Origin of the sequence: Dickeya oryzae, assembly GCF_020406815.2 — a bacterium.
Taxonomy (GTDB): Bacteria; Pseudomonadota; Gammaproteobacteria; order Enterobacterales; family Enterobacteriaceae; genus Dickeya; species Dickeya oryzae.
This window is the reverse complement of sequence record NZ_CP162670.1, coordinates 2,716,908-2,742,526: the sequence shown is the minus strand read 5'-3', so window position 1 is coordinate 2,742,526 and position 25,619 is coordinate 2,716,908. Positions and strand designations below refer to the sequence as shown.

Sequence of the window (25,619 nt, the reverse complement as noted above, 5' to 3'; positions counted from 1 at the left end):
GGGGCACCGGTAGCGTTTATGACGAATGCGGTGCATCGCCAGGTGGCGGCAGTTGCGCCAGCTGTGCCAATTGTGCGCTATCCTGCTCGCTGGCAGGCATGTAGACCAGTAGCCGGTCACCGCTGCGCGAAGCGCTCCACCAGTTGATTTGTCGCAGGGTGAAAATACCCAACGAGGGATGACGAAATCGTTTGATTTTGTCATCCACGCCTTGCACCTCGTAACGCTGATACCACAACTGACGAAACTCGTCCGAAGCGTTCAGATAGCGCTGTAGCTGCGCTTCCCACAGCGGTTCCCCTGCATGCTCGGTCATCTGGGCGCGAAACATCGCCACCAGATTGGGCAGTAAATCCTGCTGATCGACCATCCTCTCCCGCCAGTTCGGGTGCGTCAGCGCCAGCCAGATGCAGTTACGATCTTCCGGTGCCAACTGATGCAGGTCGATATCCAGTAATTGGCTCCAGGCGCGGTTAAATCCCAGAATGTTGGACCGCGCATTGACGATCACCGCCGGAAGCGGGCTGAGTTGATCGAGAATGCGTTGGCTGTCGGCGCTGATCTTCTCGCAACTGGCCTGAGCCGAGGGGGAAAACGGTAACCCGGCCAGCATAAACAGATGTCGGGTTTCGGCTTCATTGCATTGCAAGGCATTGGCTATCGCCGTGAGCGTTTTAGCCGACGCGCGAATCTCCCGGCCTTGCTCCAGCCAGGTGTACCAGGTGATACCCACATCCGCCAGCAGCGCCACATCTTCGCGGCGCAGGCCCGGCGTGCGCCGCTTGCGGGGAATGGAAAGCCCCAGACGCAGCGGGTCAAGGCTTTCACGTCGTGCGCGTAAAAACGCCCCTAGCCGTTTACGGTTATCCGGTTGTAGTGGCGTAACCCGGGAGTCAGCAGCAGGAACGGGTGTCGGCATAACCATAGCAATCTCCAGATGGGGGAACGTGACAGACAGGTAGTTTTTATAACAGGATAAACAAGAACTGGTACCCGTTTAAATTATCGATAATGCTAACTACCTCACAGAATTAACACAACGGGTACTGCGATGAAACAGGTTTCATTTTCACAGGGGCTTACCGGCATCGGTCTGATGGTATTGCTGACCGGCCAACTGTTGCCGATGATCGATTTTTCGATCGTCAACGTCGCACTGGAAGCGATCGCCCATTCACTATCTGCCAGCCCGGCTGAGCTGGAACTGGTTGTGTCGGTTTATGGTGTGGCGTTTGCCGTCTCTCTGGCGATGGGCGGGCGGTTGGGGGACAACCTGGGCCGACGCCGGGTGTTTCTGACGGGCGTAGCCGTGTTTGGCGTTGCGTCGCTGTTGTGTGGCATCGCCCAGTCGGTATGGGTGCTGCTGGCGGCCCGCGCCTTGCAAGGTGTTGGGGCGGCACTGGTGGTGCCGCAGATTCTGGCGACGATTCATGTCTGCCTGCGAGGACGCGAGCATGCCCGGGCGTTGGGGCTTTACAGCGCGATTGGCGGGCTGGCGTTTGTGGTTGGGCAGGTGTTAGGCGGATTTTTAATTCAGTTAGATATCGCCGGTTATGGCTGGCGGAGCGTGTTTCTGGTGAATTTGCCGGTTTGCCTGTTGGTGTTGTTGGTGGCACCGTCACGCCTGCCGGATACCCGCGGTGAAAAACCGGTGGCGTTGGATTTACCTGGTACCGTGCTGTTATCACTAGGGTTAGCCAGCCTGCTGTTTCCGTTGGCATTGGGGCCAATCTGGCACTGGCCGTTGAGTTGCGTGGCGGTATTGCTGAGCAGTCTGCTGTGGTTTGCGTGGCTATGGCGGGTAGAAAACCGCCAGCCTGCGCCGCTGCTGCCACCGGCGTTATTCCGGTTACCGGGGATCCGTTTTGGCTTGTTGCTGGCGTTACTGTTCTTTTCCAGCTGGAGCGGGTTTATGTTTGCGGTGGCGTATACCCTGCAATCCGGCGCGGGCTTCACCCCGTTGCAATCGGGTAACAGTTTTATCGGTCTGGGATTGTCTTATTTTGTCTCATCGCTGTTTAGCGGCCGCCTGCTGACCCGTCTGGGTAATAGAAATGTGCTGCTGATCGGGTGTGCTATCCAGATGAGCGGCCTGGCATTGTTGATGGCTTCGCTCGCCTGGCGCTGGCCGGTATCGGTGCTGCAATTACTGCCCGCAACCATGATGATTGGGTTTGGTCAGGCGTTTATCGTCAGTAGCTTCTATCGCATTGGCATGTCTGATGTACCGACGCAGCAGGCAGGGGCGGGCAGTGCGCTGCTTTCTACCATGCAACAGGCGTCACTGGGGCTAGGGCCTATCGTGCTGGGTACCGTACTGGTGCATGTGTTGCACGCCAGCGGCGGGTATTTTGCCAGCGCACTGACAGCGGCATTGATGGCGGAATGGGTTGTCATGCTGGTGTTGGTGTTGTGCGCGCTGCGTAACCGCCCATCACGCCCCGTGTCACAGACGGTGGCCTGCGGGGAATAAGCCCTGTCGGGCGGGTGATGCGCTGTTGGATAAGGTGAAAACAGTAAAAAAATGCCAGTCAACAGACTGGCATTGTGATGTGGACTATCGCCGGGATTTATTTCAGTACGGCGATAGCGGCATCGTAGTCCGGCTCGTTGGTAATTTCGTTTACCAGCTCGCTGTGCAGGACGTTGTCGTTTTCATCCAGCACGACAACGGCACGGGCGGTCAGCCCTTTCAGTGCGCCTTCGGAAATCGCCACACCGTAGTTTTCTTTGAATTCTGCACCGCGCAGTGTAGACAGAACCACCACGTTGTTCAGGCCTTCTGCGCCGCAGAAGCGAGACTGCGCGAACGGCAAATCAGCAGAAACGCACAGGACAACGGTATTATCCAGGCTGGAAGCCAGCTGGTTGAATTTACGCACAGACGCGGCGCACACACCGGTATCGATGCTTGGGAAAATGTTCAGGACTTTGCGCTTGCCGGCGTAGTGGCTCAGCGCCACATCAGAGAGGTCTTTGGCAACCAGTGAAAATGCCGGTGCCTTGCTGCCCGCAGCCGGGAAAGATCCTGCTACTGGTACCGGGTTACCCTGGAAATGTACATTTGTTGACATGCTTACGTCCTTCTATTACAGGTGATTAACATGTCGATTAGTGTAGGGCAACATTATCAACATTGGTATAAAAAGTTATGGCTCAGTAACTGAGTCAATGCTGGCAAATAGCGCTGAGTGGCACTGTCTGCGGCGATCACCGGTAACTCTGCCGTAATGCACAGCAACTGGCGTTCAGCACACCAACTGCCAAATGAGCCGGGTGTTGGATACCCGACATCGTCGACCAGCGGGAGCGAAAAGGTCTCTGACAGCCAGGCACCCAATTCGGAGTGTTGGGGGTCATCAATGCAGGCTAGCGGTTCATGAAACGACACCACCCACGGTGGCGATAAGTGTTCGATGAGACGGCACAATGCCTGTGTTTCTGGCTCAGAGCCAGGGTGGCTGCCGGTCGATATCTGCACATCGCGCACCGGGGTATCGCTGCTCCAGCGGTAGACGGTGCCATCCGGTTGCCAGTTGGCGGTGGGGAAATTGCGATTGAGGTCAACACCATTGGCATTCGCGCGCAAACCCAACTGGCACCCATCCGGATTGACCGCCAGCACCACATGGTGCGCCAGACTGCCGGGTGCCAGAGTGCGCAAGGCACACGAAAGTGCGACTACCGAGGCGGTTTCATCACCGTGCGTCCCCGCGAGGATCAATCCGCTGTGTTTTCCTGCGTTTTCCGCCGGGAACCACAGTAGTGGCGCACCCAGCCGGGAACGTCCGTACTCCTGACCCGGTGAGGTAAATCCCCCGCGCTCGGTACGAGGGCGCGGCACAAACCCGATATCTGTCATGGTGTTATCCTGACTGTTGCTGCGTTGTATCGTCTGATAATAACAAAAAATTCGGGCTGGTCGCGTCGGTGAATCTGAATTGCGGGGCGCTTTGCAAACCGCTTTCGCGCTACTGGCTGGAAGGGCGGGTTTACGACTATGATAACTTCCAGCCTGATAACGATTTTTTCAGTAGGCACATGCCCAACATAATTCGAGCCATGCACTGCTACGGGGTAGCAGGACACGGCTCTTTGGTTAAAGGACACAACATGCAATTTCGTGACTCTGCAGTTTCCGTGAGCGTGCTTTGCGCCATACTGATAACCTCACTGACAGGGGCGGCGAATGCGGCACAGGTTCCCCCCGGTACAGTACTGGCGGACCAGCAGCAGATCGTGCGCCATATCAAGGACGAACCCGCTTCGCTGGACCCGATTAAAGCAGTGGGGCTACCGGAAATTCAGGTGATTCGCGATTTGTTTGAAGGGCTGGTGAATCAGGACGCACATGGCAACCCGATTCCCGGCGTGGCCCAGCGCTGGCAGACTAACGATAACCGCACCTTTATTTTTACTTTGCGATCGGATGCGCGCTGGTCAAATGGCGACCCGGTCACCGCCAGAGACTTCGTTTACAGCTGGCGGCGGCTGGTCACACCGCAGAATAACTCGCCGTTTAGCTGGTTTGCCCGAATGGCGGGCATCGTCAATGCTGATGAGATTCTGGCCGGTAAGTTGCCTGCCGATAAACTCGGAGCTGTCGCGGTTGATGACCACACGCTGAAGGTGCAACTGAGCAAACCGGTGCCGTATTTCATTAGCCTGATGGCCAATTTCAGCCTTTATCCGGTGCATCAGGCCACGGTGGAGAAATACGGTAACGAGTGGACTAAACCCGGCAATCTGGTGGGTAACGGCGCGTTTGTGCTTAAAGAGCGCGTAGTGAATGAAAAACTGGTGCTGACCCCTAACGATCACTATTGGGATCACGCGAATACCCGCCTGACGCAAGTGACGTTTGTGCCTATTAATCAGGAATCTAACGCCACCAAGCGTTATCTGGCAGGTGATATCGATATCACCGAATCCTTCCCGAAAAATCAGTATCAGAAACTGTTGAAAGATCTGCCGGGGCAGGTGTTTACGCCAGAGCAACTGGGTACCTACTATTATGCGTTTAACACCCAGCGTGCGCCGACCAACGATGTACGGGTGCGTAAAGCGCTCTCTTATGCCATCGATCGCAAGATTATTGCTGAGAAAGTGTTAGGGACGGGGGAAAAGCCGGCCTATCGCTTTACGCCCGATGTTACCGCCGGTTTCACGCCGCAACCGGGACAACTGCAACAGTATTCACAGGCTGAGTTGGACATGCAGGCTAAAGCGCTGATGGCGTCTGCTGGTTATGGCCTGTCCAGACCGTTGAAACTGACGTTGTTGTACAACATGCAGGAAGTTCACCAGAAAATCGCCATTGCAATCGCGTCAATGTGGAAGACGAAGCTCGGTGTGGACGTCAAACTGGTGAATCAGGAATGGAAGACCTACATTGACAGCCGTAACACCGGTAATTTTGATGTGATACGTGCGTCCTGGATTGGTGATTACAATGAGCCTTCCACCTTCCTGTCGTTGCTGACTTCGAGCCACAGCGGCAATATCGCCCGTTTCAATAATGCCGACTATGACCGCCTGATGGCGGACACCGCCGGACAGACTGACCGGAAGATCCTCAACGAGGATTATAACTGCGCTGAGCAGATTCTGGCGGAGCAGGCACCGATCGCCCCTATCTACCAGTATACCAATGGCCGTCTGATCAAACCCTGGGTGAAAGGCTATCCCATCACTAACCCGGAGGATGTGGCTTACAGTCATACGCTGTATATTCTAAAGCACTGATAAACGAAGCCGCCGGGTTTTATCGAGGGGTTATCCAGATATCGCCGGTGCGCCGCTTTCCGATTGCAGCCTGGGATACAGGCAGTAAGATGTGCGTGGTGAACAAAGCCGGAGTGAAGTCAGGAGAGGATGTGTGGACGTGATGGACAGTAACGCTATCCAGCATATGGGGGCGGTTTTTACCTATCAACTGGATGGACTGGGCGGCATTCTGCCGTTGGCAGAGAGTGGGCTGGGAGAGGAAGGAGGGTTACCCGTCTGGTTGCACCTCGACTCGACACAACCGGCCAGCGTGCGCTGGCTGCACGAAACCACCCTGTTACCGGATAGCGTACGCAATGCGCTGGCGGGCGAAAGCGCCCGGCCCCGCGTGGTCCGGCTGGGCGAGGGCACCCTGGTAACCCTGCGCAGCATCAACTACAACCCCAATGAGCGGCCGGACGAACTGGTCGCTATTCGGGTGTTTATTTCTGAACGGCTGATTGTGTCCACCCGCCGCCGTAAGGTCGCGGCGATTGATGAGGTGATGAGTGACCTGAAAGAGGGCAACGGGCCGGCTAACAGCGGTGACTGGATAGTGTCCATCGCTGAGGCATTAACCGACCACACCAGTGAATTCATTGATGAACTGCATGAGAAAATCATCGATCTGGAAGATGCGTTACTGGAACAACGCATTCCACCGCGTGGTGAACTGGCGTTGATCCGCAAACAGTTGATTGTGTTGCGCCGTTATATGACGCCGCAGCGTGATATCTTCTCGCGCCTGTCGGGTGAAAAATTTAGCTGGATGCAGGATGACGATCGCCGCCGCATGCAGGAAATTGCCGAGCGTCTTGGCCGCGGGCTGGAGGATTTGGATGCCAGTATCGCGCGAACCACCGTTATTGCCGATGAAATTACCTCGTTGATGACGGATGCCATGAACCGACGCACGTATACCATGTCGTTGCTGGCGATGGTGTTTTTGCCCACCACCTTTCTGACCGGCTTATTTGGCGTCAATCTGGGCGGTATTCCGGGTGCGAATAGCGGTATTGGTTTTGGCATATTTTGCCTGATGTTGGTGTTATTAGTGGGCGGCGTTGCCTGGTGGTTAAAACGCAGTAAATGGTTGTGAGTGGCGTGGTGGCATTATTGCGTGAAATATCACACAACCGTCGGCGGAGATAAAAACCATTGTCAATATTGAGCGATATCAACATTTTTGGCACCTACCTGCGGCACTATGCATCCCGCAGGTGAATGCAACGTCAAGCGATGGGCGTTGCGCTCCATATTGTCTTACTTCCTTTTTTGAATTACTGCATAGCACAATTAATTCACACCATGCCGACGTTTCGTCGGCTTTTTTTTGCCTGTAATTTGACGATGTTGTTATTGGGGGCTGGCGTTGAAGACTGTCGCGTTTACGTAGGAACCAGCGATTAAGCCGCCATGGCAATAAAACGCACGCTTGCAGTGAGCGTATCGGCGGCTATCACACCGCCGATCAACCGCTTGCGTTGTTAAATCGGTAAACGCGAAAACTAGCGAATCTCCAGCACGTCCAGACGTTCCAGTGGCCGGGTGTTGTCTTCGTCATCCTCATCCGGCTGCCAGCCTGCGGGTTGTAGCGGCATCTCTTCACGGTCGAACGCTAAATCGCCACCATCCACGACAGCGCTGCCCTGACGGATCGATTTGAAATCGAACAAGGCGGTATCGCACAGATGCGATGGCACTGCATTTTGCATGGCACTGAACATGGTTTCGATACGGCCGGGGTAGCGTTTATCCCAATCGCGCAGCATGTCTTTGATCACCTGACGTTGCAGGTTCGGTTGTGAACCGCACAGATTACACGGGATGATCGGGAACTGGCGTGCCTCCGCAAAGCGCTCAATGTCTTTTTCACGGCAATACGCCAGGGGGCGAATGACCACATGCTTACCGTCATCGCTTACCAGCTTGGGTGGCATGCCTTTCAGTTTGCCGCCGTAGAACATGTTCAGAAACAGCGTTTGCAGAATGTCATCGCGGTGGTGACCAAGCGCTATCTTGGTGGCACCCAGTTCGGTAGCGGTGCGATACAGAATGCCGCGACGCAGGCGAGAGCACAGTGAACAGGTGGTTTTCCCTTCCGGGATCTTCTCTTTCACGATGCCGTAGGTGTTTTCTTCCACAATCTTATATTCAACGCCGATACTGTCCAGATACTGCGGCAGCACATGCTCCGGGAACCCCGGCTGCTTCTGGTCCAGATTCACCGCCACCAGCGAGAAGTTCACCGGTGCGCTCTGCTGCAAATTACGCAGGATCTCCAGCATGGTGTAGCTGTCTTTGCCACCGGACAGGCAGACCATGATCCGATCGCCCTCTTCGATCATATTGAAATCGGCAATCGCCTCGCCCACGTTACGACGCAGACGCTTTTGCAGTTTGTTGAGGTTGTACTGCTGCTTGGGTGTAACAGATTGATTTTCTGACATTTAACGGTAACTCGTGTTCATGGGGCCGGTGCTCCAGCATTGCTGGGGGCTAAGTGTACCATTAAGTGCGCACCAGGGGAGTCTGGTGGCACCATAAACACGAGGTGGAGGAAGAATACTTATGGCATTCCGGGTTCACTGTTCAGCGTTTCTATCCGACGATAGTACCACTCTCCATACGGTGGAGAGTGGCTCTTTGATCATTTTTTATATTCAGGTATTTCAAATTTTAGTTTTGCATTGGGAAATGTATCCATCATTTTTTTCATCTTGATAGATTGGTCTGTTGCCCAATTTATTGCGGTTGCGTATTGATGAGTTGCAGGTTTTTTGGGATTCCATCTCATGTTATATAATGTGTTTTGCCCTGTATTTCTATTGATATAATGACTTGAGATCCATTTTGCTCCACCGTCTATTGCAGCATCTACAGAAAACCAGTTCTCATCGTACGCAAGATTTATTCCAGGGCCTGGATTCTTAGGAAATACTTTAATTCCGAACATGTTATATATTTTTTTTCCATTTTTAGTATGATACCCAGTCGAAAAAGGAGAAGTCCCATTCCCTGTCTCCACTAAAGCATGTGCTACAAGATATGCTTCATTAATGCCATATTTTTTTGCGGCATTCATAAACACCTTTTCTTTTCCTGATAGTACGCCCTTTCCTTTAAGCGTTTCTTTTATGGTTTTTTCTGGTAGCTCTGCTGATTCCGTTAGATCTAAGAATTGATATATTGAATTTTCACTCATATTTTTCTGAGGATCCATATAACCACTAACAGTACTTCTAGTTACGGCACCATAGTTCCCATATGTCGCTTTGCTACTTCCATTTAAAGCCATTTGTTTATTGAGTGCATCGGTTAGCTCATAGTCGTACTTTTTATAAGTAAATTCTCTTTTGGGAGTAGGCGCATTATTTGAAGGTGTGTCAGTGATATCTTCTTTTCTAGATGTCATTGACTGATAACTCTCAATAAATACATTGCCGTCAGCCAAGTCGTTTTTATACTTCAGAGCAGATGTACCATTGGCATCTTTTGCCCCTTCAATATTTTTGGCTGCTTTTATTGCGCCACCAATGCCACCAATATGCCGTGCTTTGAGAATGCCAGCAATTTCATTTTGAGTCATTTCAGGCTTAATGACGCCCTTTTTAACTAAGTACGCATAGGCTTTATCAGAGTTGGTTTTAAACGCGTTGTCTTGTATCTCTGCACTGGACAAATATTTGTCATAGTCCAGTCCATTCTTCCAGTTGTTTTTATTTTTCAGAAAGCGGGTCATACCACCGGATTTTCCCCATTTATACTCATTTTTGAATCCGTCCGCTTTCATCGCGGCGATAACGGCATTCGCACCACCCGCGATCAACCCAGCTTCAGCTAACCAGCTTGCACCAGCCTGATAACGGCCGAGATATCCGGCTGAGTTGCGAATATCTAATTTACCACCCGCACTTTCTGTGGCTGCAGTTGAGGCTATCAGTGCGCGAGTGTGAGCATCATCAAGGCCTTCAATATTGCCTTGTTTATATGCAGCACCGGTTGCGAGTGCGCGTTGAATAGTACCGCTCCTGCCCGCGGGGATTGGCACATTGATTTTTTGTGCAGGTGCTGTTGGTAAAGATATTGAGTCTACTCGGCTGGGCGATGCTCCGGTATTGTCCACTGGTTTAGGCGTAGCAGACTTCAACAAGGATTGGCTTGTAAAGCCTTGCAGGCTGCTCGTCAACCGCGATAAGGGTGCCGCCATGCCGGACATCAGCTTGCTTAGCTGGCTTCCCGCAGCGGCGTAATCAGGTGCAAACGGCGTAGTGGCCGGTTCTTGCGGTGCGGCCGGTTCGGTAGTGGGCACAGCGGCAGTCGGTGCAGGCGTCGGCTGGCTGGGTGGGGCGGTATTGGTTGCCGCAGGCTGTGTCGGTGCTTCCACAGGCGGCGTGGGCGTCTGCGGTGGGGAAAATTTAGGCAGCGGCGGAACCGTTGTCACCGGTGGCGTTGTAGGCGGTGTCGGTTGGCTGGCGGCGGCTGGCGCTGATGATGGCCGTGCGGATTCCGGTGCGGATGATCGAATATTGTCTGGCCCGGTTGCTGGCAAAGTAGAATAACCCGTCGCTGTATTATTGGCTTCCGAGTTATTTTGTCGTGACTGGGAGTTTATTTCCGTTTTCTTCGTAAATGACCGCGTTTTTTTTATCACGACGAAGAGTTGTTTCCGGGTGGTGTTATTCTTTTTCATAGGCGTTTAATAAGCGTGTTAGCTGACGTCAATGATAAAAATTAACGCCAGCAGGATGAATGGGAAGCCGCTTCAGCGTTATTGCTCACTGAGGTGGATATATTTCAGCGTCATGAGAAGAACGATGGCGTTATATTATCGTTTGTGGCTGAATACACTATTAAGATGCGTTTGCTGGTGGCTCAGCAAACAGGTACATGGTGTGGGGACTACAGGATGGCCTTTGCCGATACGGATAATTATCCCCCGACTTGCCTCTTTTTCCTCTCATCGATGGGTGAGAACACTGCTATCCTGTGGACAGGACCTGGTGCCTGCACGCGTTGTGCGACAGGCCATGACAAGACACGGTATGGCGCTTGTCCGGGCTGAAACTGTTGGCGAAAAGAGAACAATACCCATAGAGAACAATACCCATGAAGAAACTGCTTCTGGCCGTAGCGGTCACGGCGATGTTGTCAGGATGCTCGGTATTCCGTACCAAGACAACGAGCCTGAACAGTACATTTATCTCGCCGTATTACTTTACCTATGACACGAGCCATGTGTTGAAGGGCCAGACTAACTGGGTGGATTCTGTCTACTTGACCGGTAACCCGGCACGCTGGGATGAAATTCGCGGTACGTATAAGGCAGCATTGCCGAAAATTACCCTTAACTATCGGGTGGAACCTGCTGATGGTGGATATCGGATCACCTATAACGGGATGGTGAATTACCTGCTGTCGGCCCGACATGGTGTTGAGAATGGCAAAGACATGATTGAAGGCGAGAGCGTGCGACAGTTCCTCATCCCACAGCGTAGCACCGTGGTGAGCATGGACAAAAAGGCGATGCTGACGCTGACCGATGACATCAAGGTGGAAGTGTCACTGGCAGAAAAAGTCGAGATGCATTCCATTGAGGATCGTTAACCCGTGAACGAGGGTAACGGCATGATGCCGGGATGATGCATCATGGCTTGACTTACCATTATGGCTTTCCTGATCAAACCGGCGTCCTTGCCGGTTTTTTTATCACTGAGTAGTGCTGCTGTCTGATGACAAACAGGCTGACTCAGAAGCTTTCCCAGTCCTGCTGGTTCTGGCGACGGTTGTGGTTTAACGACGATGTTGCCTGACTCAATGTGGCCTGACTCGATATGGGTAACGGATTGCGGGTGCTGGCAGACAACGTGGTACGGGGCAATAACGGCTGTCTATCTAACGGTTTATTCCCTAACTGTTTATTTTCTACTCGTTGATGATATAACCGTTGATTCTCTAACGGTTGATTATCCTGCGTTAGCCGGAAATGGCTTACCAGTGTTTCCAACTGTACGGATTGTTCCTCTAGCGAGCTGGCGGAGGACGCGGATGCTGTAACCAGCGAGGCGTTTTGCTGGGTGGTGACATCCAGTTCACTCACGGCACTGGCGATCTGCTCGATTCCACGGCGCTGTTCATCCGACGCGGCGGCGATGTCGCCAATAATGTCGTTGACGCGAGAAACCGAGCGCAGGATTTTCTGCATCGCGTCACCGGCTTCTGAGGCCAGCATGGAGCCGGTATCGATACGACGAACCGACTCGGCGATCAGATCCGCGATTTCACGTGCGGCCTGCGCGCTGCGTTGTGCCAGATTGCGCACTTCGCCTGCGACGACGGCGAAACCTCTCCCCTGTTCTCCGGCACGCGCGGCTTCCACGGCGGCGTTAAGCGCCAGAATATTCGTCTGGAAGGCGATGCTATTGATGACGTCGGTAATATCGGCGATTTTTTTCGAGCTGACGGCGATGTCATTCATAGTATTGACCACGTTTTGTACCACGACACCACCGGTTTGAGCATCTTTGGAGGCTTCTGCCGCAATCTGGCTGGCGTGGCGCGCGTTGTCGGCGTTGTTTTTCACCGTTGAGGTCAACTGTTCCATGCTGGCGGCGGTCTGGACGACAGCGGCGGATTGTTGCTCGGTACGGGACGACAGTTCATGGTTGCCGTGGGCGATTTGCGCGGCAGAGGCTGCTACGTTGCTCACGCTATCACGGATGTTGCCGATCATCTGGCGCAACCGTTCGGTCATCCCGGCCATGGCGGTGGTCAACTGGCCCAGCTCATCATGACGTGTGGTGTCGATACGGGCGGTCAGGTCGCCGCTGGCGATGCGCTCCGCCAGCACCAGATTGTGGGATACCGGCTGGGTAATCTGGCGGGTGATATAGCGTGACACCAGTACGCCGAATACCAGTGCCAACAGGGCGAAGGCCGCCGTACCGGTGATGGCGTTGTTGGTCAGCGTGGTGTTGATCTCATTCAGGCGCTTGATGACCTCTTTGGCGATATTGCTGACGTTGTCGCCGTCGGTTTTCACTGCGGCTTCCGCGTTCGACAACGTCTGGTACGCCGCCTGGTCATTTTCCGCACCGGTTTTCAGGTTAACGGCATTTCCCCAGAACGCATCCAGCGTGGCTTTCTTGTCAGCGGGAAATTGTGCGGCAAGGTCACGGTAGTTTTTTTCGAGATCGCCAAAACGGCTTTGCAGCATATTCAGCGCCGCGGGAGTATGTTCAATCACTACCGCATCGGCCGTTGCTTTGTAAGACGCGACCGCCAGGATGAAGTCCATGGCTTTTTCCCGGTCGTTATCGGAGGGAAACGTGATGGTCGTCAGACTGCTGCGAAAGCGGGAGAGGGCGGCATCGACCGAAATGTCGTTAAACCGGGCGTTGGCGTCGCTAAGCGCGTGTTTGGCACGCGCCATTTCACGGATGGATTGCTGCAAGGCAATCTGGTGTTTCTGCATCTGGGCCAGCGGCTGCCTGAACTCGCTTTCACGGTATAACTGGCTACCCTGTTCAAGGTTTTTAGCCAGGTCATTGTTATAGCTGACCATGGTGTCGTAAGGCTCATTGTCATTGCTGGCGAAATACTTTGTTCTGGCAATTTTGACCTGAAAAATATCCATGATGACGGTATGCATCAGGTCGTTTTTGCTGTCGTACGCTTTGATGGTTGAAAAACGGTAAATACTCAGTGCTGAGGACAGAACCACTAAAAATAAAATGATGGCAAAACCCAGATATAGCTTGGTTGAGACATGCATGTCAAAAAAACGTTTTCTCACAGGTGCCATTATCTACTCCCGTTGGCAATTAGGCTGATTGATTACCAGCCTAACCATTAATCGACCAACGAATGACTGCCTTTAGTCGCTGAAAAATAAGGACATATAATTTATCCCCCTGACAATAATTGTATTTGTTACTTACCGTGAGTAAAAACATGAGAGGTGAAATGGGGGCTAAACGGTGATTTTTTACGCCATGAGAAACGCTCGAAAAGAGAAGTAAATAGGACTATGCCGCATTCCGATATTTAGCGATAAAATGGACCGATTGCTTTTCACATGCAGGCTTTCTCACACTCACGATCTTTCTCACATTCACGAAATAGGAGTCGACAAGAATATGATGATGCCGCAATGGCTGGTGGCGGGCACGGCGCTGATGCTGGTGGTCTGTAGTAGCGGATGTAGTGGCGGACAATCTGAATCGGCGCAAATGCAGGAGTCGGTCGCGCCGCAGCGGGCTGCCTGGCAGGGGCAGGAGACCCCGGCCGCGGTGAACTGTACGCTGGCCGGTGGGCGCATGGGCGTTTCGCGCCAGTTGAGTGGGGCCAGCATCGGTACGTGCCTGTTGGCGAATGGCAAGCGCTGTGACGAAACCTCATTGATGAACGGTCATTGCCCGGCGGGGTGATCCCGGCGAGCCATTCGGCAGGTAATAAGCAGGTAAGCAGGTAAATAAACCGGCGGCATGACGCCACCGGCAGTGTGATCACGGATTGACCTGGTTGGGGCAGGGTACGCCTTCGCTAAGCTGTTGGATGTTGTGCAAGGTGGTGTCGGCGATGCTGGTCAATGCTTCTTCTGTCAAAAAGGCCTGATGACCGGTGAACAGCACATTGTGGCAGGCCGAAAGCCGACGGAACACGTCATCCTGAATCACGTCGTTGGATTTGTCGGTAAAAAACAAGTCACGTTCGTTTTCATACACATCCATGCCCAGCGAGCCGATTTTTTGCTGTTTGAGCGCGTCGATGGCGGCCTGAGAATCAATCAATCCGCCCCGGCTGGTGTTGATGATCATCACTCCATTCTTCATGCGTGCAAACGCATTCTGGTCGAGCAGGTGATGGTTTTCCGGTGTCAGCGGGCAGTGCAGTGAAATCACGTCTGAGCGGGCATACAGGGTATCGAGGTCGACATACTCTGCGCCCAGTTCCAGTGCGAGCGGATTTGGGTAAGGGTCATGCGCCAGCAGCGTCATGCCGAATCCTTTAAGGATACGCAGGGTGGCGATACCGATTTTCCCGGTGCCAATAATCCCCGCCGTGCGCTGGTACATGTTGAATCCAATTAACCCTTCCAGTGAGAAATTGGCATCGCGGGTGCGCTGATAGGCGCGATGAATGCGGCGGTTGAGGCTCATCATCATGCCTACCGCATGCTCGGCGACGGCTTCCGGTGAGTAGGCCGGTACACGCACTACCCGAATGCCTAGTTCGCGGGCCGCTTCCAAGTCGACGTTGTTAAAACCGGCGCAGCGTAACGCCAGAATGTTGATGCCGGTATTCGCCAGCTCGGTCAACACCTCACGCCCGGCTTCATCGTTGACGAAGATACAAACCGCGTCGCAGCCCGCCGCCATTTTGACGGTGCGCGGGCTCAGCATGAAATCGAAAAACTCCAGCTCATACCCGAACTGTTGGTTTACCTGTTCCAGGTATTTGCGGTCATATTGTTTGGTGCTGTAAATCGCCAGCTTCATGATTATCTCTCCACAGGGTATTGTCGGTTGCGCATCGGCCATAGGTGGTTTTATCACCTGCCGTGATGATGGCAACCAGAATAAGCTAGCAGAAAACCATAAACAGACAAAATCGTTACCTTCATCATGGTAACGCAATGAAAGCGTCAGGGCGGCGGTACTGTTGAAAAAACAAGACAAGAGGGGGGAATTCCCCCCTCTTGTATGACAAAGATAGTATGACAAAGATGGTGTGACTTACTTCGAGGCGCCGAATACCGAGATGGCTTGCGCCATGCTGGCGATCTGCTGCTGCAGGTGCCCGGTGGCGGAGTTAGACTGGCTCGCCAGTGCGGTATTCTGATGGGTCAGTTCGTCAATGCGGTTGACCGCGTCATTGATCTGCTGCAGCCCCTGAGACTGTTCTTTGGTGGCCAGGCTGATGTCGTTCATCAAGTGTGTTACTTCCTGCACTTTGACCAAAATGTTGTTCATCGAGCGGTTGGTGTGGGCCACTTGCTGGTCGCCGGCGCGGATGCTGGAGAGCGTGTTGTCGATCAATGCCGCGATGTCCTTGGCGGAGGAGGCGCTGCGCTGCGCCAGCGAGCGGACCTCACTGGCGACCACCGCAAAACTCTTACCTTGCTCCCCGGCATGGGCAGCTTCTACGGCAGCGTTGACAGCCAGAATATTGGTCTGGAATGCCAGATTATCCAACACGCTGATGATATCGGTGATGCGTTCGCTGGCGCGGGTGATCGCATCCATCGTACTGGCAACCTCCGAAACGGCTTGCTCGCCGACATTGACGACCTGATTGACATCCTCTGCATATTGCGAAGCGCGTAACGACGCGTCGGCGTTGCTCTTGATGGTCGCGGTAAGCTGTTCGACCGAGGCGGCGGTTTGTTGCAGGCTCTCTTCGGTTTTCTCGCAGCACTCGGCCAGAATGTGGTTACCCTGCGCGATTTCACTACACGCGGTTTTGAGTTCATGCAGGTTGACGTTGACGTCATCGACAAAGGTGCGGAAGTTCATGCCGGATTGATTGACGGCGCGCATCAACATGCCTATTTCATCAGCACGGTTAAGCTGGGTCAGGCTGTTGGCCTGGCCGGACGCAGAACGCATCGCTTGCTCGAGGATCAGTTCCGTCGGTTTGGCGATATGTTGCACCAGCAGCTCACAGAACAGGCAGGCACAGGCGATCAAGGCGGCAAACACGCCCCATACCAACGCCGTTTTTGGCAGCAGTGCGAACGCGATAGCCAGAGGCATTAGCCCCAGCAGCCCAAAATAGCTGCGAATGCGCCAGCGCAGCGGCATGGTTTTGAACATGCTCAACCATTTCAGCGGACCGGTATACACCACCAAACCGTGATGGAAAGTCCGGTTTTTCAGGGTACCCTGATTCACCTGAGCATAGAGTGCTTCCGCCTGGCTGATTTCGTCTGTGGTGGCGGCGGTGCGTACCGACATATAACCGACCAGCTTGCCATCGCGCTTTAGCGGCGTCGTGCTGGAACGAACCCAGTAGTGATCTCCGTTCTTGCGACGGTTTTTGACTACACCCGTCCAGATTTTTCCGGCTTTTAGCGTATTCCACATGTCCGCGAAGGCCGACGGTGGCATATCCGGATGGCGGATAATATTATGCGGTTGCTCCATCAGCTCTTCCGTCTCATAGCCGCTGACTTTGATGAAATCGGCGTTGGCGTAAGTGATGAGGCTGTCAGGGGTAGTAACCGACATCAGTTTGGTGTTGGCATCCAGCGGATACTGACGTTGGCTTACCGGGTAATTTTTACGCATGAAGCATCCCTTTTTGCGATATTGAAGGGTAAAGCGAGTCCATATTGTCTAAATAAGCAACAATACTAATGAATCGATAATCCGGGCAGGAGCGCGGTGTATGGGCGTCGCCACCGTGCCTGCCATCAAGGCAGCGCTGTAGTCAGATACTACGCTTATGTAAAAATTTTATCACGATCAGGTAATTGGGATGTACGGATTTTGCTGGGTAATGTGAACTGAATGGTGACATTTAGCGCATTAATCGTAACAATTCGCACTGAATGATAAAAATGATGATAGCGAGAACACCCTGAAACATAATCCATGCTGACGTTTATACGCTGTACCCGATGGCTGGCCCTGCTGGTTGTTGGGCTGACGCTGGGGGGAATCATCGCCTGCCTGACGATGCCGCGCTGGTTGCCCGTGGTAGTGCAGCCTTATTTGCCTGCCGGTGTGAAGGTGGCGTTGAATGACACGCCCGGCTGGCGTCAGGGGGGATTCTGGTTGCCCGATGTACAACTGCGTCTGGCATCGTGTCAGCCCGCGACGCTGTCAGGCTTGCTGGTGCGTTATCGGCAAGGGCGCTGGCATTTGGAGGCGCAAGCCTTGACGCTGGATGCGGATTGTTTGCGGCAATGGCCAGCCTCTTCCGCGATGACGGCACCTCAATTAGCGCAGTGGCAACAGTGGTTGCCGGAAACCGAATTGATTTTGCACCACGTTGCACTTACCCCCTGGCTGCCCGAGGCGGGCAGTCTGCAACTGTCTACCGACGCATCGCGCCAGCAACTCCGTATCCAGAGCGACCAGCTACAGGTGCAGGCCGAACTGCGTGGCGCTGAACTGACGCTACATCAAGGCCTGATGCGCACGGCACCGCAAGAAACACCGCTACAAATCAACGGTGCGATGCATCTGGCACCAACGCTTAACCGCCTGCCGCAACGGGGGGAGGTGCAAGGCGTTGGGTTACCATTACGGTTACCGGAACCGGCCAGTGCGGTGTTGCGCTGGCAGGGGAATCAGGGCGAGTTGACGGTCAGTGTGGCGTCAATGGACGAACCGCTGCTGACGCTGCCGTGGCAGATAAGTGATGGCAACCTGCGTATTCAGGACGGGCGCTGGCGTTGGCCGTATGCCAGTCAGCCGCTGACCGGCGGCGTTTCGCTGACATTGTACGATCTGTTGCAACCGCGCGACCCACTGCGGCTGGAAGCTCGCCTCAATATCCTGACCCAGGGTCACCATGGCCGCGCTAACGCCGTGCTGTCGTTGGGGCCCGGTTTACTGGGGGTGGCTGACAGCGATATGCGCTTCCAGTTTACCGGGCAAGTGAATTTACCTGACGTGTCTATTTTCGCGTCATTGCCGGGCACGGTGAAAGGAGCGGTGCTTGATCCTACCGTGGCGTTGCTACCGGGCGCGCTGTTACGGGCCTGGGGAACGCCGCGCCCGGACGTCGAACTGGAGGAAGCGCGCTGGCCGCTGGCGGGAATCCAGGTGACCCGACAGGGTGTGAGCGGCAGGTTACAGGCGATTGTCAACGTACGTGACCGGTACTGGGGGCGCTTTCGCTTGCACCTTGACGGTAAGGCGCAGCAGTTTTGGCCAGACAGCGGTGACTGGCGCTGGCGCTATTGGGGAGAAGGCGAGTTGCCGCCGTTGCAAGGCCGATGGGATATCGCAGGTCAGGGGCGCTGGCAGAACAATGAGATTGACGTCGAGTCGTTGTCCAGCGGTCTTACCCAACTGCGTTACGGCGTGGTGACGGTAGAGCAGCCGAGGTTGACGCTGACCGAACCCCTGCGCTGGCGACGCGACCCCACGACGGGCACGCTGCGCGGCGCGCTGAAACTGGCGGCGAAGCAGGTGAATTTTCACGGAGCTGGCACGCTGCCAGCCACCGAGCTGGCGCTGGATATTCATGGCCGCAATTTGCAGGATTTCCAATGGAATGGTCTGTTGCAGGCGCAGGCGGTCGGTCCTATTCGACTTAACGGTCGCTGGGATGGACAACGGCTGCGTGGTAACGGGTGGTGGGCGCCGCAGCCGTTGCGGGTATTCCAGACATTGTTACCGCCACATTGGCAACTGGCTATTCGTACCGGGCAGTTTTACGCACAGGCGGCGTTTTCCGCTGCTCGTGGGCAGGGATTTCGCGCCGGGGGACATTGGGTGGTGAAAAACGCCAGTGCCTGGCTGGAGGATGGCGAAGTCAGCGGGGTGAACTTTGTGCTGCCGTATCGCTTCGAAAATCATCGCTGGCAGTTGGGTATTTCCCGTCCGGTGGCGTTACGCATTAACCGGCTCGATAGCCTGTTCCCGATGCAGAATATCGATATACAACTGTACGGCCATTATCCTTACAGTGAGCGTCACCCGTTTACGCTGGCGCAACTGGACCTGGATGTGCTGGAAGGGCACCTGTCGCTATCGCCGTTGCGCCTGCCTGCGCATGATTCGGCGATATTACGACTACAAGGGATTGATATTGGCCAACTGGTGAGTGTCCTGAAGGTGAAGAAGCTGTCGATGTCCGGCCGGGTGAGTGGTGTACTCCCGCTGAACTTCAGCCACCCGTCGATGCTGGTCAAAGACGGCAAATTCACCAATGATACGCCCTTAACCATAGAACTGGATTCGCAACTGGCGGACCAACTGGCACGAAACAGTGTCGCCAATGCGACGGCTGTAGCCTGGTTGCGCTATCTGGAAGTGGGGCGCTCCTGGGTGACGGTCGATATCAGTCAGAACGGTGAGTTGTCGCTGGTGTCGCGCATTACGGGACAAAGCGTGATGGATGACCTGTCACGGCGTGACATTGTGCTCAACTATCGCCAGCAGGAAAATATCTTCCAGTTATGGCGCAGCCTGCGTTTTGGCGACAATCTGAAGGCGGCACTGGAACAACAGGTCGCTGAGTAATCGATGATGAGTGGTAAGAGGACGAGATGAGAACAGCCTGTGTCGCGATAACGGCCGTGTTGCTAACCGGCTGCACCCCGCGCATTGAGGTGGCGGCGCCAAAGGAGCCGATTACCATCAACATGAACGTGCATATTGAGCACGATATTCGTATTCACACGGATAAAGAAACGGCACAACTGCTCGATAGTGCCGGTAACCGGGCCGGTGAGCAGATAAAGAGAAATCAGGGTAGTAAAGGCGTCGTTATAGACGAGTAGTCGTTATATACCCTTCATACTTCAAGTTGCAGGTGTGTTGGCTGCGTTACTCGGCCCATCAATGGGCCTCGCCCTTCGGGCCGCTGCAAGCAGCGTTCAAATCGGCGTATGCCGATTTGTCGTTCACCCGAATCACTTACCTGAGTAAGCTCATCGGGATTCACTCTCTTGCCGCCTTCCTGCAACTCGAATTATTTTGGGTATAGACGGGTAGTCGTTATAGGCAAGTCATAAAAAAACGCCGTGTGCCATAAAAAGGAGTAATCAGGCAACACGGCGGCGAGTATGAGGGTAATTAACGCGTTATATACCCCAAATCATTCACGTTGCAGGCCAGTCAACGCACCGGCAACGTGAAGACGGACGGGGAGTATTATGCAGATGCTAACTGGGACAGCTGTTCTTTAGCATCAGCCACCGCTTTCTGTGCCATATCCGGGCCGTAAGCGATACCTTCTGCAAACACAAATTCGACATCGGTGATGCCGATGAAGCCCAGCATCAGGCGCAGGTACGGTGCGACCACATCGCTCTCGGTATCTTTGTGGATACCACCACGGCTGGTCAGTACCACAGCGCGTTTGCCTTTCACCAGACCTTCCGGCCCTTGCTCGGTGTAGCGGAAGGTGACGCCAGCACGGGCGATGAAGTCGAAATAGTTCTTCAACTGAGTTGAAATGTTGAAGTTGTACATCGGGGCGGCCAGCACGATAACGTCGTGCGCCTGCAGTTCAGCAATCAGGGCATCAGACAGCGCCAGCGCGTCCTGCTGACGCGGGGTCAGCGGTTTGTCGGAAGGACGCATCGCGCCAACCAGCTCACCATCCAGTACCGGTACCGGCTGAGCGGCCAGGTCGCGAACGGTAATGGTGTCAGCAGGGTGTGCTGCCTGCCAGGAGGCGGTAAAGTGGTCAGCCAACTGGTTGGATTGAGAGAAGTCAGCCAAAATGCTTGATTTCAGAACGAGTACTTTGCTCATTGCCTATTCCTTGTTAAGTGTGCCAGAACGAACGTTGTCGTCGCATGAACGCATCATAGGTGTGTTATGGGCAACGGGATAGCGCAATATTTCGAGATCTTTATTCGATTTTATTGAATGAAGGGTGCGAGGGGCAAGAGCGTGGGGCGAGAGCGAGGGGCGATAGAATAGTGCGGCAGAATCCCTTTTGATGGCATATAGCCTGCGCCGTCAATGTGATACCATGCCCGCCGCCCGAATTTGTGTTTTCGCCATGTTGCGCTGGTCATCATTTTTTCTGGTCGCCGTTTTTTGGTCACTATGCGTTCTGGTAACCCATCAGACGATGCTTGCCGACCAGCGGCACCGGACAGCGGCCATCACCCCTAGGTGTTCGGTATGGCGACGCACTCCCGGAATCAGACAGTAAGGAATTGCACCGTGACATCACCTCTCCATGCGTTAGAACCTCAACTTGATGCCTTAATGCTACGTGACCGGCAACGTCTGCGTCGCCGTTTGCAAGGCGCGATGAAAGTGGGGAACCCACAGGCACAGGCGGCGATTGCGCAGGAAATTGGTCAGGAGATTGATACTGCTCGCCTGCGGGTAGAACAACGCAGGACGTCGCTGCCAACCATCCATTATCCAGAGGCGTTGCCGGTCAGCCAGAAACGTGAGGCGATCCTCAGCGCTATCCGCGATCACCAGGTGGTGATTGTGGCCGGGGAAACCGGTTCAGGTAAAACCACCCAGTTGCCGAAGATGTGCCTGGAGTTGGGGCGCGGCGTGACCGGTCTGATAGGCCATACCCAGCCGCGTCGACTGGCGGCCCGCAGCGTGGCGGACCGCATTGCCGCCGAGCTGGAAACCCCGTTGGGCAGCACCGTGGGTTACAAGGTGCGGTTTAACGATCAGGTGAGTGACAACACGCTGGTCAAGTTGATGACCGACGGTATCCTGCTGGCGGAGATTCAGCAGGACAGGCTGCTAATGCAGTACGACACGCTGATCATTGATGAGGCCCACGAACGCAGCCTCAATATCGACTTTATTCTCGGTTACCTCAGGCAGCTGTTACCGAAACGCCCGGACCTTAAGGTTGTCATCACCTCGGCGACCATCGACCCGCAGCGTTTTTCGCGCCATTTCAGTAATGCGCCAGTCATCGAAGTGTCCGGACGTACCTACCCGGTGGACGTGCGTTATCGGCCGGTGGTGGAAGAAGCGCAAGACAGCGACCGTGATCAGCTACAGGCGATACTGGATGCGGTGGATGAGCTGTGCCACGAAGGGCCGGGCGATATTCTGGTGTTTATGAGCGGCGAGCGGGAAATCCGCGATACGGCCGATGCGTTAAGCAAGCTCGATTTGCCGCATACCGAGATTTTGCCGCTGTATGCGCGTCTTTCCAGTCAGGAGCAGAACCGGGTATTCCAGTCTCACCACGGGCGTCGCATCGTGCTGGCGACCAACGTGGCAGAAACGTCGCTGACCGTACCCGGCATTCGCTACGTGATTGACCCTGGCACGGCGCGCATCAGCCGCTACAGCTATCGCACCAAGGTGCAACGCTTGCCGATTGAGCCGGTGTCACAGGCTTCCGCCAACCAGCGAAAAGGGCGCTGTGGCCGTGTGGCGGCGGGTATCTGTATCCGCCTTTATTCTGAGCAGGATTTTCTCTCCCGGCCCGAGTTTACCGACCCGGAGATTTTGCGTACCAACCTGGCCTCGGTCATTTTGCAGATGACGGCGTTGGGGCTGGGGGATATCGCGGCCTTCCCGTTTGTCGAAGCGCCGGACAAACGCAATATTCAGGACGGGGTACGGCTACTGGAAGAGCTGGGCGCGATTCACACCAGCGATGACGGCCGTTATCGCCTGACACCGCAGGGGCGGCAACTGGCGCAACTGCCGGTTGACCCGCGTCTGGCGCGTATGGTGCTGGAAGCGCGACAGACCAGTTGTGTCCGTGAGGCGATGATCATTACCGCCGCGTTGTCGATTCAGGACCCACGCGAACGCCCGGTAGAGAAAAAGCAGGCGGCGGAAGAAAAGCATCGCCGGTTTGCCGACAAAGAGTCTGATTTTCTGGCATTCGTCAACCTGTGGGACTACTTGCAGGAACAGCAAAAAGCCTTGTCATCCAGCCAGTTTCGCAAGCTGTGCCGTAGCGACTACCTCAACTACCTGCGGGTGCGGGAATGGCAGGATATCTACACCCAACTGCGCCAGGTAGTAAAAGAGCTGGGCTTCCCGGTGAATAGCGAACCGGCGGATTACCGCAGCCTGCATTGCGCGTTGCTGACCGGCCTGTTGTCCCATATCGGGCAAAAGGACGTCGACAAGCAGGAATTCAGCGGGGCGCGGAACACCCGGTTTGCCATTTTCCCTGGCTCCGGTTTGTTTAAGAAACCGCCGAAGTGGACGATGGTGGCGGAACTGGTGGAAACCAGCCGTTTGTGGGGGCGTATCGCTGCCCGCATCGAACCGGAATGGGTCGAGCCGCTGGCGCAGCACCTGATCAAGCGCAGTTACAGCGATCCGCACTGGGAAAAAGCGCAGGGCGCGGTGATGGCGCAGGAGAAAGTCACGCTGTACGGTTTGCCGCTGGTGGCTGCCCGGAAAGTGAACTATGGCGCTATCGACCCGGTGGTATCGCGTGAGCTGTTCATTCGCCACGCGCTGGTGGAAGGCGACTGGCAAACCTCCCACGGTTTTTTCCGGGCCAACCAGCAATTACGCCAGGAAGTGGAAGAACTGGAAAACAAATCCCGCCGCCGCGATATTTTGGTGGATGACGAGACACTGTTTGCGTTCTACGACCAGCGAGTGCCGCAGGATGTGGTCTCGAGCCGTCATTTCGACAGCTGGTGGAAACAGGCCGCCAAAGCCAACCCGGAATTGTTGAATTTCGAAAAGGCGATGCTGATCAAAGATGGCGCGGAGCGTGTCAGCGCGCTGGATTACCCGAACCATTGGCAGCAGGGTGAACTGCGGTTACGGCTTACCTACCAGTTTGAACCGGGCGCGGATGCGGACGGCGTGACCGTGCATATCCCGCTGCCGGTGTTGAATCAGGTGAAAGAAGACGGATTCGAATGGCAGATTCCTGGGTTACGGCGTGATCTGGTGGTGGCGTTGATCAAGTCATTGCCAAAACCGATACGGCGTAACTTTGTTCCGGCACCTAACTACGCGCAAGCGTTTCTGGCGCGGGTCACCCCACTGGAAAAAGGGTTGCTGGAGGCTATGGAGCGTGAATTACGCCTGATGACTGGTGTGACGGTTGACCGCGAAGCCTGGCAGTGGGATCAGGTGCCCGATCATCTGAAAATCACCTTCCGGGTGGTGGATGAGAAAAACCGGACGCTGCGGGAAGGCAAGCAGTTGCGAGCGCTGAAAGATCAGTTGCAGGAGAAGGTGCAACAGACGTTGTCGGCGGTGGCGGATGACGGCATCGAGCAACGCGATTTGCACATCTGGAGTTTTGGCGATTTACCGGAGCGCTACGAACAAAAACGGGGCGGTTATGCGGTAAAAGCCTATCCGGCGCTGGTGGATGAAAAAGACAGCGTGGCAATCCGTCTGTTTGACTCGCCGCACCAGCAACAGCAGATGATGTGGCGTGGTCAGCGCCGTCTGTTGCTGCTCAATATTCCGTCACCCATTAAGTATCTGCACGAGAAACTGCCGAATAAGGCCAAGCTGGGGTTGTATTTCAACCCTTACGGCAAGGTGCTGGAGCTGATTGACGATTGCATCGCCTGCGGTGTGGACAAATTGATGGAACAAGCCGGTGGCCCGGTATGGCAGGAAGCGGCGTTTCGCCAGTTGCACGAGCGTGTGCGGGCGGAGCTGAACGACACGGTGGTGGATATTGCCCGTCAGGTGGAGCAGATCCTCACCACGGTGTTTAACATCAATAAACGGTTGAAAGGCCGGGTGGACATGGCGCTGGCACTGGCGTTAAGCGACATCAAAAGTCAGTTGAGCGGGTTGGTATTTCGCGGTTTCGTGACCGATAACGGCTATAAGCGGTTGCCGGATGTGCTGCGGTATCTGCAAGCCATTGAGCGTCGGCTGGATAAACTGGCGCAGGATGTTCACCGCGATCGGGCGCAGATGCTGAAAGTCGAGCAGGTGCAGCAGGCCTGGCAGCAGTGGCTGAATAAGCTGCCGCCGGAACGACGCGATGATGATGACGTGAAAGCCATCCGCTGGATGCTCGAAGAGTTGCGTGTCAGCTATTTTGCCCAGCAGCTGGGCACGCCGTATCCCATTTCTGATAAACGCATTATGCAGGCGATGGATCAGATAGACGGGTAACGCGGATAGCGGGATAACCGGCCTTGTGGCAGTCGACCTTAGCAGTAAACGCGGGATAACCCTTGCCCGGTGCTCAAGTAGCATCGGGCAAGGGGATAGTGGCCA

Annotated in this window: 18 protein-coding genes; 9 read left to right on the top strand and 9 right to left on the bottom strand. The window is 54.7% G+C overall.

The window, feature by feature from the left end; genetic code table 11:
- Window positions 1-16: 16 nt before the first annotated feature.
- Window positions 17-925 carry a helix-turn-helix transcriptional regulator gene (locus LF929_RS12095; RefSeq protein WP_038907704.1) on the bottom strand — a complete coding sequence of 303 codons (909 nt, stop codon included), beginning with the start codon at window positions 923-925 and terminating at the stop codon, window positions 17-19.
- A gap of 126 nt (window positions 926-1,051) precedes the next feature.
- Between LF929_RS12095 and LF929_RS12090 the strand changes: the two genes are divergently transcribed.
- A complete protein-coding gene (locus LF929_RS12090; RefSeq protein ID WP_038904062.1) occupies window positions 1,052-2,473 on the top strand; it encodes an MFS transporter in 1,422 nt (473 codons plus the stop codon).
- A gap of 97 nt (window positions 2,474-2,570) precedes the next feature.
- Here LF929_RS12090 and tpx read toward each other — a convergent pair whose 3' ends face one another.
- Window positions 2,571-3,074, bottom strand: coding sequence for a thiol peroxidase (gene tpx / locus LF929_RS12085; protein WP_210177216.1), 504 nt, complete (start codon window positions 3,072-3,074; stop codon window positions 2,571-2,573).
- A 56-nt stretch (window positions 3,075-3,130) separates the two neighbouring features.
- Window positions 3,131-3,862: a murein tripeptide amidase MpaA gene (gene mpaA, locus LF929_RS12080; RefSeq protein WP_038904063.1), complete on the bottom strand. Its 732-nt coding sequence runs from the start codon at window positions 3,860-3,862 to the stop codon at window positions 3,131-3,133.
- 251 nt (window positions 3,863-4,113) lie between these two features.
- Here mpaA and LF929_RS12075 point away from each other — a divergent pair, with 251 nt between their 5' ends.
- Window positions 4,114-5,745, top strand: a complete 1,632-nt coding sequence (locus LF929_RS12075) for an ABC transporter substrate-binding protein (protein ID WP_210175023.1) — start codon at window positions 4,114-4,116, stop codon at window positions 5,743-5,745.
- A 142-nt stretch (window positions 5,746-5,887) separates the two neighbouring features.
- Window positions 5,888-6,865: a zinc transporter ZntB gene (gene zntB / locus LF929_RS12070; RefSeq protein WP_050570730.1), complete on the top strand. Its 978-nt coding sequence runs from the start codon at window positions 5,888-5,890 to the stop codon at window positions 6,863-6,865.
- Window positions 6,866-7,274: 409 nt separating this feature from the next.
- Here the strand turns inward: zntB and ttcA are convergent, their stop codons facing one another.
- The gene (gene ttcA / locus LF929_RS12065) at window positions 7,275-8,216 is read right to left on the bottom strand and encodes a tRNA 2-thiocytidine(32) synthetase TtcA (protein ID WP_038907711.1); all 942 of its coding nucleotides are present in this window, start codon (window positions 8,214-8,216) and stop codon (window positions 7,275-7,277) included.
- Window positions 8,217-8,416: 200 nt separating this feature from the next.
- Window positions 8,417-9,985 carry an N-acetylglucosaminidase gene (locus tag LF929_RS12060; protein WP_226093171.1) on the bottom strand — a complete coding sequence of 523 codons (1,569 nt, stop codon included), beginning with the start codon at window positions 9,983-9,985 and terminating at the stop codon, window positions 8,417-8,419.
- A gap of 52 nt (window positions 9,986-10,037) precedes the next feature.
- Here LF929_RS12060 and LF929_RS12055 point away from each other — a divergent pair, with 52 nt between their 5' ends.
- Both LF929_RS12055 and LF929_RS12050 read left to right on the top strand, forming a co-directional pair.
- Window positions 10,038-10,328: a hypothetical protein gene (locus tag LF929_RS12055; protein ID WP_226093170.1), complete on the top strand. Its 291-nt coding sequence runs from the start codon at window positions 10,038-10,040 to the stop codon at window positions 10,326-10,328.
- A gap of 547 nt (window positions 10,329-10,875) precedes the next feature.
- On the top strand, window positions 10,876-11,373 hold the full coding sequence (locus LF929_RS12050) for a hypothetical protein (protein WP_038904070.1): 498 nt from the start codon (window positions 10,876-10,878) through the stop codon (window positions 11,371-11,373).
- 142 nt (window positions 11,374-11,515) lie between these two features.
- On the opposite strand, the gene LF929_RS12045 is transcribed toward LF929_RS12050, so the two are convergent.
- Window positions 11,516-13,570 carry a methyl-accepting chemotaxis protein gene (locus tag LF929_RS12045; protein WP_226093169.1) on the bottom strand — a complete coding sequence of 685 codons (2,055 nt, stop codon included), beginning with the start codon at window positions 13,568-13,570 and terminating at the stop codon, window positions 11,516-11,518.
- Between the two features lie 334 nt (window positions 13,571-13,904).
- On the opposite strand from LF929_RS12045, the gene LF929_RS12040 reads away from it, so the two are divergent.
- Window positions 13,905-14,195, top strand: coding sequence for a DUF333 domain-containing protein (locus LF929_RS12040; RefSeq protein WP_038904073.1), 291 nt, complete (start codon window positions 13,905-13,907; stop codon window positions 14,193-14,195).
- A 78-nt stretch (window positions 14,196-14,273) separates the two neighbouring features.
- Here the strand turns inward: LF929_RS12040 and LF929_RS12035 are convergent, their stop codons facing one another.
- Window positions 14,274-15,266 (bottom strand): 2-hydroxyacid dehydrogenase, encoded by a 993-nt coding sequence (locus LF929_RS12035; RefSeq protein ID WP_210177222.1) that lies wholly within the window; start codon window positions 15,264-15,266, stop codon window positions 14,274-14,276.
- Window positions 15,267-15,503: 237 nt separating this feature from the next.
- Entirely contained in the window at window positions 15,504-17,057 is a 1,554-nt protein-coding gene (locus tag LF929_RS12030) for a PAS domain-containing methyl-accepting chemotaxis protein (protein WP_210177223.1), read from the bottom strand.
- Between the two features lie 306 nt (window positions 17,058-17,363).
- On the opposite strand from LF929_RS12030, the gene LF929_RS12025 reads away from it, so the two are divergent.
- Both LF929_RS12025 and LF929_RS12020 read left to right on the top strand, forming a co-directional pair.
- Window positions 17,364-19,967: a YdbH family protein gene (locus LF929_RS12025; protein ID WP_226093168.1), complete on the top strand. Its 2,604-nt coding sequence runs from the start codon at window positions 17,364-17,366 to the stop codon at window positions 19,965-19,967.
- A gap of 26 nt (window positions 19,968-19,993) precedes the next feature.
- The gene (locus LF929_RS12020) at window positions 19,994-20,227 is read left to right on the top strand and encodes a YnbE family lipoprotein (RefSeq protein ID WP_226093167.1); all 234 of its coding nucleotides are present in this window, start codon (window positions 19,994-19,996) and stop codon (window positions 20,225-20,227) included.
- Between the two features lie 373 nt (window positions 20,228-20,600).
- Here LF929_RS12020 and LF929_RS12015 read toward each other — a convergent pair whose 3' ends face one another.
- Window positions 20,601-21,206, bottom strand: a complete 606-nt coding sequence (locus LF929_RS12015) for an FMN-dependent NADH-azoreductase (protein WP_038904078.1) — start codon at window positions 21,204-21,206, stop codon at window positions 20,601-20,603.
- A 420-nt stretch (window positions 21,207-21,626) separates the two neighbouring features.
- Between LF929_RS12015 and hrpA the strand changes: the two genes are divergently transcribed.
- The gene (gene hrpA / locus LF929_RS12010) at window positions 21,627-25,514 is read left to right on the top strand and encodes an ATP-dependent RNA helicase HrpA (RefSeq protein ID WP_071603268.1); all 3,888 of its coding nucleotides are present in this window, start codon (window positions 21,627-21,629) and stop codon (window positions 25,512-25,514) included.
- Window positions 25,515-25,619: the final 105 nt, after the last annotated feature.